The organism is Chryseobacterium limigenitum (genome assembly GCF_900114875.1).
Lineage (GTDB): Bacteria > Bacteroidota > Bacteroidia > Flavobacteriales > Weeksellaceae > Chryseobacterium > Chryseobacterium limigenitum.
Genome location: NZ_FPKW01000004.1, coordinates 168,439 through 179,698, shown reverse-complemented (window position 1 = coordinate 179,698; position 11,260 = coordinate 168,439). Strand labels below are relative to the sequence as shown.

6 protein-coding genes are annotated in these 11,260 nt (G+C 35.1%); 1 reads left to right on the top strand and 5 read right to left on the bottom strand.

Features of this window, described 5'->3' with window-relative positions:
* Positions 1–65: 65 nt before the first annotated feature.
* Together BT156_RS07435 and BT156_RS07430 are read right to left on the bottom strand one after the other, a co-directional pair.
* On the bottom strand, positions 66–1,460 hold the full coding sequence (locus BT156_RS07435; RefSeq protein ID WP_072408729.1) for a RagB/SusD family nutrient uptake outer membrane protein: 1,395 nt from the start codon (positions 1,458–1,460) through the stop codon (positions 66–68).
* A gap of 13 nt (positions 1,461–1,473) precedes the next feature.
* Positions 1,474–4,479, bottom strand: coding sequence for a SusC/RagA family TonB-linked outer membrane protein (locus tag BT156_RS07430; protein WP_072408727.1), 3,006 nt, complete (start codon positions 4,477–4,479; stop codon positions 1,474–1,476).
* Between the two features lie 638 nt (positions 4,480–5,117).
* Between BT156_RS07430 and BT156_RS07425 the strand changes: the two genes are divergently transcribed.
* Positions 5,118–5,483 carry a helix-turn-helix transcriptional regulator gene (locus BT156_RS07425; protein ID WP_072408725.1) on the top strand — a complete coding sequence of 122 codons (366 nt, stop codon included), beginning with the start codon at positions 5,118–5,120 and terminating at the stop codon, positions 5,481–5,483.
* Between the two features lie 88 nt (positions 5,484–5,571).
* On the opposite strand, the gene BT156_RS07420 is transcribed toward BT156_RS07425, so the two are convergent.
* Genes BT156_RS07420 through BT156_RS07410 form a run of 3 tightly spaced genes read right to left on the bottom strand, consistent with a single transcriptional unit; the run spans position 5,572 to position 11,255 of the window.
* A complete protein-coding gene (locus BT156_RS07420; protein ID WP_072408723.1) occupies positions 5,572–7,278 on the bottom strand; it encodes a response regulator receiver domain in 1,707 nt (568 codons plus the stop codon).
* On the bottom strand, positions 7,271–10,174 hold the full coding sequence (locus BT156_RS07415; protein WP_072408721.1) for an ATP-binding protein: 2,904 nt from the start codon (positions 10,172–10,174) through the stop codon (positions 7,271–7,273). Before BT156_RS07415 ends, BT156_RS07420 begins: the two co-directional genes overlap by 8 nt.
* Complete coding sequence (locus BT156_RS07410) at positions 10,164–11,255, bottom strand: DNA cytosine methyltransferase (RefSeq protein WP_170857277.1); 1,092 nt, start codon at positions 11,253–11,255, stop codon at positions 10,164–10,166. The genes BT156_RS07415 and BT156_RS07410 overlap by 11 nt, the downstream gene beginning before the upstream one ends.
* Positions 11,256–11,260 lie beyond the last annotated feature (5 nt).

Below are 11,260 nucleotides of genomic sequence, written 5' to 3'. Positions count from 1 at the left end.
CCAGGCTGTCTATGTTCTGAGAAAAACAATAGGCCTGTGTAAGCAGAAAAACAAATGTCCAAAACCTAATAACCATTATTCTGAGGGTTTAAATTAGGATTTAACAAAAGTTCCTTTTCCGGTAACGGCAACAATTTAAAGTTCGGCTTCCACCCGGATTTCTTTACTTGCATCACATCATCCAACAGATTGTAATGACGAAGATCAAAGAAACGGTGTCCAAACTCTGTGAATAGTTCAAACCTTCTCTCTTTGATAATGGCATTCAGCAAAAAGGCGGAATCCGAAGTATTTGCAATACCGTTTAAACCAGCTCGGGTACGGACCGCATTAATGTCAGCAACCGCCGCATTGTACTGAGCCATCTTCAACATAGCCTCAGCTCTTATTAAATACAACTCCTCCACTCGTAAGATCACAGAATATTCCATCGTTGTGGCACTGCTGGAGTACTGTTGGTATTTAAAGGGGTAATAGTAAGTTTTGTTTTGTGAATCCTTGATCTGCGCAACCCAGGAACTGAACCTTTTATCGCCGGTTTCAAACTCGGAGATAAAATCCTGCCGAAGCGCAACATTTGAAGGTGGTGCTGTTTTGATAATAAATACGTTGCCCTGATAAGTATTGTATCCTGCACCATAAGGCAATAGTTGCCAAATACTGCTGGTGCTGTCTTTTAAGAACAACTTATCTAGGACTTCCATCTGATACTGCGGATTGTTGATAACAAGATCGCAATAATGCTTAGCACTACCCCAGTCGGATTGATAGTAGCCAATTCTTGCAAGCAAAGCATAAGATGCCATCTTTGTGGGATAAATTCTACTGCCTTTAGGTAGTGTTTCCGGCAGCAGGGCAAGTGATGCTTCAAGATCATTCCTACATTTTAAATAAACTTCATCAACACTGATTTTACCTATACTTTGATTAACCTCATAAGCTGTTGTTGTAACATAAGGTACAGCACCGTAAGTCAATGCAAGATAAAGATGAAGGATGGAACGTAAAAACAGTGCTTCTCCTTTGAGCTGAGCCTTCACCGCAGTGCTCAGCTGATCTGAATTTTCCACCCCTTCAATCACTGCATTGATATTGTAGATCTGAGTGTAACTTGTATTCCATACCGTACTGATTTTATCTGTACTGGCAGTATGGCTCAATTGATAGAAAATTGAAGCATCCGTTGTGGCAGCGCCATAAGACTGTAGCTCATCAATATAGGATCCCCAGATCACCTGCGCTCCTGATGAAGAACCAGACAGAAATCCTGACTCTTCCAGCGACCTGTAGATTCCTGCCATGGCAGCCTTTGCCAACTGGTCATCTTTAAAGACCACATCTCTTGTTATTTGATTTTTTGGCAATCCAACATCCGTAAACTCATCACAGCTTTTACAAAGCAGAAGGGATATGATTAAAATTGACAGTAGAATAATATTTCTGATAATTGTATTTTTCATGATAATTAAGGTACTAATAGGTTAATGAAAATCCACAACTGATGACGCGTAATGGACTGCTGTATCCTGCTAACATAAATTCAGGATTACTGCCCTTATAGTTGGAGAATACAAAGAGGTTTTGCCCACTTGCAAAGATCTTCGCCTTGAGTTTGCTTTGATTCAATGACGGAATTGTGTACGTCAATGTCGCATTCTTGACCCTCACTGTAAAAGAATCCGATACCGTTGCATCACTGTTGATAAAGAGTGAGCTTGTTGTTGCAGCTGCAGGATTAAAGCCGGCACTGGGCTTCTGAAACTGGGCATCAGGATTATCCGGGGTCCAATAATCATTGTACATTGCAGGTCGGTTGGCCATTACCCCTAAGTTATTGTACATCGAGTACGCATTATACTGACTTTGACTGACAAATTGCAGAAGCACGTCAAAAGTCCAGTTTCTATATTGTACACTATTTTGAAGGCCACCATACCAGTACTCTTTCAGCTCCTTACTCACCACACGGTCCGCAGTATTGATAATCCCGTCCTTATTGGCATCATAAAAAGTATAGAGTCCCGTTACAGGATCGATGCCCGTATATTGGTATAATTTGACCAATGATGTAGACTTTCCAACCTCAAATTTGTTGGAATAGGTTGAAGTAGCCAGATTAGGAAACTCAAGCAGTTGATTTTCAGGCAACGTGAAATTGAGATTAGTCGTCCACTTCCAGTTTACTGATTGTACATTGACCGACTGGAAAGAGATCTCTAGACCTCTGTTTCTCACCGTGGCATCAAGATTCGCCTGGATACTTGTAAATCCGACCGTGGCCGGCATTGGGATTCCAACCAACTGATTAGAGCTTATGTTATGATAATAGCCTAATGTAAAATTCAATCGTTCCTTAAACAATCCCATTTCCAGAGCTGCCTCAAATTTCCTTGTAAGCTCCCAGCCAAAATTTTTATTATAAAGCCTTTGCGGTACCAAGCCTGAACTGCCACCATATGACCCGCCGCTAGATTGGTAGGTATCGTAATACTGATAGTCGCCAATTTGATCATTACCAGCCACCCCATAACTTGTTCTCAATTTTCCAAAACTCAGCCAGGACGAGTCTTTCAGCATATTTTCTTCAGAAAAAAGCCAGGCCGCACCTAAAGCACCAAAGTTGGCATATCGCCTGTCGGAACCAAACCTGCTGGAACCATCTCGCCTTCCCGTTAAATTCAGAAAATACCGTTTGTTAAATCCGTAATTAAGCCTTGCATATACAGCCTGATAGCGGTAAAGTGTTTCACTGGCGCTAGGAACCGTGATGGTAGTTGCCGCTGCAATATTGGTCAACATTTCATCAGAAGGAAAATTTTTGGCGAGGATCACTACATTGTCAGACTTCTGTTCCTGTAACGAAGCACCCAACAAAGCTGACAGCTTATGTTTACCCCACCTTTTTTCATAATTCAGCTGGGGCTCCAGTATCCAACTCTGATTCTGCTTCTGTCCTTTTCTTATTGATGAATTACTGCTTCCTATATTGCTTGCAGGATTGTAAGTCGTCTTTGGAAATAATTTTTGGTCATAAGCATTATAACTGCTGTAGCCCGTGTTGAGGTTGACAGAAAACCCGCCTCCCATATTGTAGCTGGATGTAATGTTGGCATTCAAGCTGTTGGTTTTAACAGAATAGGTCTGCGTTGCAGGTCCCATCGGATTCGAAAACGTACTGTTCTCCCAATTGATCTTATGATCAGCCGTATAGAGGTCAGGTGCATTGGGAGCCAACGAAGCATACAGAATATTAAAGTCTGTCGGAGGCAGGACATTGTTTTGTAAAGCTGCTGTACCATTAAACCCTATCTGGAATCTTCGGTCTTTACTCGAGTGGTTGAGGTTAATGCCTAAGTTATTTCTGGTGTAGTGGTAACTTCCCGGAAATACTGTTGTTTCTTCATTGTGACCACCGGAAACCGAGAATTGTGTATTGCCGCTTCCGCCAGATACACTGAGCTGTACATCTGAAAATTCAGCCTGATTGCCGACGAAGTATTTCTGCCAGTCTGTATTTTTTGTAGAACTCCACACCCCATTGACATCGTAGGCATTGGCAGGAATCGCAATACCATCATTGGCGAAAGCCAGTTTACGCATTGCCGTATATTCCTCAAGAGTCATCATTTTAGGAAGGTTGGTCATATCGCCAAGACCATAACTTGTTCTCAGACTTACCTCTGTTCGCTCCTTCTTTCCTTTTTTAGTAGTGATCAATATGACGCCATTGGCACCCTTGCTACCATAAATGGCGGTTGCATCAGCATCCTTCAAAACTTCGAAGGACTCGATGTCTTCAGGGTTAATGGAATTTAGGGGATTGGTTTCACTGAAAGGCATAATATTTCCGGACATTCCGGTATTAAAATCATTGATTTGAGGTAAAGGAACACCATCGACTATGTATAACGGTTTATTGCCGTCATAGCCTGTAGAAGCATAGCTTCTTAAACTGTTTCTACCCCTGATCTGCACATCGAAACCACTTCCGGGAACACCTGAATTCTGTGTAATCGTCACACCCGGCATCCTGCCCTGCATGGCTGATAATACATTATTCACAGGCTGGTTTTCTATGTCTTTTGCCGTGACCTTGGCTATACTTCCGGTACTTTCTTTCTCTCTTACTTTGTAGTAGCCGGCGTTGAGAATAACTTCTTCGATTCCCTTTACTTTTTGTTCTAAGCTGATATTGACGACGGTCTGATTGGTGGCTGTGATTCGTTCTTGAGCGTAATCAGGATGTCTGAACAATAGGATGGGATTTTCTGCTGAAACCTGTAATTGGTAGGTTCCGTTTTCGCTGGTGGTCGTTATCTGATCGCTTCCCTCTTGGGAGATGGTTACTCCTGAAAGTGGTTTGTTGGATGCAGTAACGGTACCGGAAATGGTGCGGATTTGGGCTTTTGTGTTGGTGCTGACAGCAGTCAGCATAAGGCCAAAGAAAATACCTCCTATCTTGTAATAGGAATTTTTCATAGATTTGTAAAAGGTTTTTAATCGTTAAATTAATTACTGATCTGCTCTTTCCCTATGTCGTCAAACTGTATGGGAAGGGGCTTTTTTGTTTTTTATTTTTGTAATTAATGTGATGGATTCATCGATGGATAAAACTTTCCTGATGCCCTTTGGTATGAAAAAGGAGGACTGGTGAGGTTCTGTAAGCAGTGACCGAAAGGCACCGGAAAGAATTTAATATGAATGAAATCTGTGTCCCGTGTGAGCTATTTAAAGCCGCAATAGGTTGTACCCTCCTATTGTATCCTGTTATTCTGATACTATATTTTAGGAAACGGGCTTAGATTTTAATGTAGAGGTAAGGCGAATAGCATTGAAAAACAGCGTGAGTACTCTACATTATCTGATTCGAGGCACTGGTATACCCATCCCAAGATAAGAGAGACTCACGCCTAGGTCGTGAGCCACTTACTTATTATCTCAGGGATTTAAAAATTACCAGTTTTCGAACCGAGACTCTAAGCAATAGCTTCTAATATTTCTTTGAAGTATCGCAAAGTTACACTTCGGTAACTTATTTTACAAATATAATAAAAAAATTCGACATTCGATACAAATTTGTATCGAATAATATTATCTAATATTTCAAATTTTACTATATGCAAGAATATAGTAATGAAGAAATTGACTTTTTGGCTTTACAAATCGGTTGTATAGTAAGAGTCGAAAGGCTCAGACAAAAAATATCTCAAGAGCATCTTGGACTTTTAATAGGTTCTAACAAAACAACTATTGGAAGATTAGAGAGATACGAGCATTCCACAAGTTGGAAAATTTTATTCAAGGTTTGTCAATTATTAAAAATCGAATACAATCCCCTATTTATTTTGCAATCATTGGATTACGTTTTATTGCTAATTAATGAGTCCTACAATCTTGAAGATAAACTAACTGCTGAAAAAGAATTATTCTACAAAAAATTAATAGACGATGCTAAATATAAATTTAGCAAAATTCAGCGATAATGTTATAAAAACAAACTCCTGACAGCTGTCAGGAGTTTGTTTTTATAACAATTTGTTTATTTTGAAAGATTTATAAGATTAATTGAAATCATTTTATTTTAACAAAATCAACACCAACCCTTGAGGGATGCCCAAAGGCGTGATTAGAAATTCTTTGAGCATAGTCTTCTCTTAATGTCGTAATATATTCAACATCAAAATAATTTAAATTTTGATCAACCTTCCCAGTTTTAAGTTTGTTGGTAATATCCCATATTCTGATTTTCTTATCAACTAATTTATTATTTTCGACATTGAAAACTTTTGGCTTTATGAAAAATGGTTTATATAAAAATTTTTTATATGCTTGAGCTTCAAATTTTAAATGTTCATTTTCCTTTCTTAATTTGAATTCCTCTTCAGACTCATCTTCTCTTTTCTTAGCCTTCTCAGGATTTTTAACAATTTCTTTATCGCCCCATAACACTACTTTACCATTTGGTAAAAAACTTAAAAAGGCGGTATCACCCAGCCTCAAAGCCATTTCTAAATCCTCAAATTCTAAGCCTTTTGCAAAATAGAAATTAGATTGAATTTTATCTGGATAGTAGCAATCACACAGTGCTGTGATGCACAAATAATAATCCTTTCCAGCTCCTTTGAAAATATCCCCAAAATTTAAGTTTGGTACGCTGTCAGAATTTAAGCCGTTAACTGTTACAGAATTATAAAATACATTTAATTGAAATAAGTCATCGTTTGTTGGCTTTGTACTTTTTAAATCTTTACTCTTAAAATCTAAAAACTCAGGTTTTAATAATTCTAGTTTTGCGGTTCGTAATTTTAATGTGGCTTGTTCAATAAGTAATTTTTTAATAATTGATCCAAAAATCTTATCATCACTTAGGTGATTTCGAAACTGAAAAAGTGCTTCAGTTGAAGATTTCAAAATCGTTTCATCAATAAAACGTTCATTTGAGTTAAAAACAGATTGCATCTCTAAACCAAGCAATTGGAAAAAGCTTCCTTTGTTTTTAATTATAACTTCTGAAATCCGAGTTAATAATTTTGTAATATCAGAATCTTCTGTGAAATCTTTTTTTAATGTTAATACAAAAGTATTATTTATCATAAAAGAATTATCACCAGTGTTCATAACTTCATATTTCATTGCTGAATCATCAGGAAGAATATATTGATCAATATTTAATGAGATATGTATTAGGCGAACTAAATAACTCTTTTCTCTACCTTTCAAAAATTCGATAGGGAAATTTTTTAAATCTAGACCAGATTCGAAATTTGCCGATGTTATCGTTTCCTCATCTTTATTTAACAGTTCTCTTAACTCATCCTTCTCCAAAAAAGAATACTCATTACTGATCTTTTCAAAATCTTCCTTTGATAGTCCTGAGAAAAAAGTATCTAAAAATAAAGGAATTTGGTTGAAATTTGTCGAACTTGAGTATATACAACAAAAATTTATATAAGGAGCACTTATCGCTTTACTTAATAATTTTAAAGAAAACTCTTGACCTGCAAGTTCTGCAAGCTCCCAATCTAATAGGATTAAATCCTTACCTTTGAATAAATACTCTATTGTATTTGGATCATCCAAATTTGATTTCTCGAATTTGTGAACTGACAAATTTTTCCCATTCTTTTTAAATGTGTTAAAAAGATCAAATGATAATTTTTCCTCCGATATATTAGGATCCACCTCAGTTCCAGAGTAAAAATCTTTTGCTTTTTCATCAATGAAAATAGCATTATTAATAGATAAATTTAAAATATCAAATGCTTTTTGACTATACATCTTCCTCGGTTATTAGTTTTATTATGAAGCAAGCTCCGTTTAAATAATTATATTTTTTGTCATTAGATGCGAAAATTTCAAGGTCAGATTCTAGTAGGCTTTGTTTTGATAAATATAGACCTATACCTCTACCATTTGGACGTTGAGAATAAAATAATTCAAAAATCTTATCCAATCTGTAATCTGGAATTTTTTCCCCCGAATTTGCTATAATAATCTCATTACTTTCCGGTAAATAATCAAGCTTAATAATTCGTTGTTCTTTGTTTCGCATCCAATAAATAGCATTGTTGATAATGTTAATAAAGACAGTATAAATCACTGGTTCTTTAATTGCTATCGAATGGCTCTTGAAAGCTTCTGATACTTCAAATTTAATATTGTAATCAGCAATTTGATTCTCAAAAAATTCTAACAAATATCTATAAACAGTATTACAGGAAACATCTTTAATTAATGCCCCTGAAATTCTGTAAAGAGGTGAAAGTAATGCATATTTATCTTCTAATTGTTTAAAGTTTTTTTCCAAAAAATTAAATTCTCTAATCGAATTGACCGTATCATTTTTACCTAGGACACTTATTTGATTATTAATTTTTGCATATAACTGATTAAATTCGTGGTCAATTATTTCTACAGCAATACCCAACTGAGCCGTATCTCTGGTTTGTTCCCATTGATACTTCATTTGATCATATTGAGCTTTATAAGCCCCTTGTACCTGCTCCTCATCGATATCAAAAGATAATCTTTTTATATGTTCTACTAAAGGAAATAATGTTCTTTCAGTTTCTTCAAACAAACTATTATACTGCTTTTCAATCTCATTAGTAAAATGATTTACTTGTTCTTTGGAAACTATCTCACCAACTATTCTTTCTTTATTTTCAGAAAGTGAATTGATTAGCCGTCTAGATCTTTCTCTATAATCTTTCGATAAAGAACTAAACTTATTATCAAGCTGTTGTCGGTTTTCATTTAATGCCTTTTCCAATGAAGAAATGTATCCATTGTACTTCTTGGTGAAATCAATCTTTAAATCCCTAATCTCCAATTTATCTTGAGCTTTTTTATTTAGTTCTTCTCTTTTGGGAGTAACAAGCTCAATATAGTTGTTTAAGCGATTTTCAAATTTATAAAGGCGTTCTTTTTGCGTTTCAGTAGGTTTGTAGCGTTTTGGTACTTTTGGAATTAATCCCTTTAATTCCAAATCCATCTTTTGAAGTTCATCTAAAATTTTCTCAACTTCTGAATAGCCGACATTAATTAGACTTAATTTTTCATCTAATTGATTTAATAAATGCTCGTATTTTGATTGATGTTCATCTAATTTTTTGGGATAATCATTTAAAGATTTTGAAAATGCAATTTTGTCTGCTTTTTCTCTGGCTTTATCAGCTTTTAGGGCTTCGTGTTGATCATTTAATTCCTTCTTTTTATCTATAAATAAAGATTGTTTTGCTTCTGTTGCAAAATAGTCTTGTGCAAGAGTTTTGAAAAAATTAATTGCATCATTTGTAAATGCACGATATTGAGCATTATTTATTAATCCTTCTCTACTTGATTTATCCTTAAGATATTCATTACGATCTCTCGTTAAATCTAAATAGCCGTACATTCTTCGGTAAGAAAAATAATATGTACCAGCTCTCTTAGAACGTCTTTCTTCAAAACCTAAAAAATCTGCATTTTCTCTACCATATGGCAATACCCTAAAATCATCTCTAAAAATGTATAATCCACCATATTCAGTAACTTTATTTCGTAATGCATTAAATTGATTCTCAGTCAAGTTTGAAGATTTTTCTTCTCCTTGTGAATAGCCTAGTTCAATAGGAATACAACCGTATAACGACCTCTTGTCTTTTTTTCTGGGATTTGTATATGTGTAGTTTATGGATTCATTATAAATTCTAATTATACCATTAAAAGAACCGTTTCCATCAAATTCTCCATTAATATAAACATCAGCCAAATCAAAATCTGATTTGTTGAAAAAATTACCTCTTGAATTTAAAAGGTCAAAAGTTTCATTTTCCTTGTTTATATTGAAAGTTGTGAAAATTTCAATATTTGTGTCTTTGAATGGATTAGTAAATCCTGTCAAACTTGAAATCACAAATTTCCTATCCTCCAATCCATCATTATCATTTTCTGCAAGTTCCAGTATTTGGTTTATGGGGTTAAATGTTAAAAATAACGTTCCATGAGAATCTTCTGAATTAAAGAAAGAAAAAATATATTCCAAAATTGGAGCTTCTAATATTGCTTCCTTCGTATTAGCAATAATTTCAGATTTTAGTTCAATTTGTTTTCCCTCCCAGATTGGCTTATTATATAAATCAACTTCTTTATTAAAATTCGATTGGAAATCCTTCTTCAAATCATTAAAGACAGATTCTAAAGCATTTAAATTATTTACAGATTTTAACGGAATATTAATATCATCTAAAAATAAATTATAATTCTCTAATAAACGCCAATCAAAGTATAAAGCTTCGATTGGAAATCCAATTTTCTTTGTAAGCATCAGCATTGGATTACCCAAATATGCAACAGACAATCGACCAATACCTTTTTCTCCAGCTTTTATTCTTGGGCGTTTCCACAAGGTAGCTTCAGATTCCTCATCTAATTCTGCTCTTGATTTTGAATCTGTACCTAAAACTAACCATTTATCTAAAATATCAGAACTAGACATACCTTTACCATCATCTGAAATTATGAAATATGAATTTTCTAAAAAATTAAATCCTTCTTTAAATAATTCAGCTGTCAAGTTGTCTGCATAAGCATCATAACCGTTTTTCCATAACTCAGTTATCGCTGTTGGTAAATCAGCAATTTGTCCTTTTCCTAATAAATCAACAGCTCTTGCTTTTGTTCTAAATTGCATTTAGATGATTTTTTATAATTGATTTCGCAATAGAGGTAGCATATTTCGGAGGAACAGCATTACCTATCATCCTTGCAGTATTAGCAATGCTTGTTGTTTTAAATATGTAGTCCTTCGAAAAAGTTTGCAAAACAGCACCTTCTCGTAATGAAATAGCTCGGTTCTCTTCTGGATGTGCAAACCTTCCGTTTGAGATACTAAAAAATTTAGTAGTTATCGTTGGAGATTGCCTGTGCCACCACATTCTTCCGTAAGTATCTTTAAAATTTAAAAGGTCATCCTTATGACATTTTGGTGCTAAACCTTCATCCTTTACATATGCCATCCTATCGCCACCATCTTTTTCAGTTAGATTTAGTCGGTCAATATTTATTTGTTTAAGCCCTGCCACGGTATGCATAAAATCACTTGAATCTTTATGTCCTGCATCAACTTTCGGAAAACCGTTATGTTCGCCGATGACATCATAAACAGTTAACTTTTCCCCTTTATGTTTTACAGGCTCTAATTCTATATCAGAAATTCGATTGGCAATGAGTGTTAATCTTTTTCTGTTTTGTGGTACACCATATTCTTTCACATTATGAATATTACAATGCACTCGGTATCCTTGCTGGTTTAACCATTCAATAAAATTATCTAACCCGCTTTCCTCCTTTCTTCTTAATACGCCCGGTACATTTTCAACAATGACATATCCAGGATTAAAATACTCTACAAATCTCCTGAACTCATTCAAAAGACTTTTTGATTTACTGGACTTTTGTCGGTCAGTATTAATAATACTCCAAAACTGACAAGGACTGCAACCTATCAAAATTAAATCATCATCATTTCTCTGAAGATTTAATTCTTGTTCAAGTTCTTGTTCTGTGTAATCAAATGCATCAGCATGTATAAATTTGGCACCTTCTATGTTCGCCTCATAAGTTTCTTTGCAATTGATATCATAATCAATTCCGGCAATAACTTTTATACCTGCGTTTTGCATTCCGGAGCTCATGCCGCCTCCGGAACAGAAAAAATCTACAACTTTTAAACCGTGATTTTTTTCTATTTTATTATTCTCTTTATTTGCCATACTAT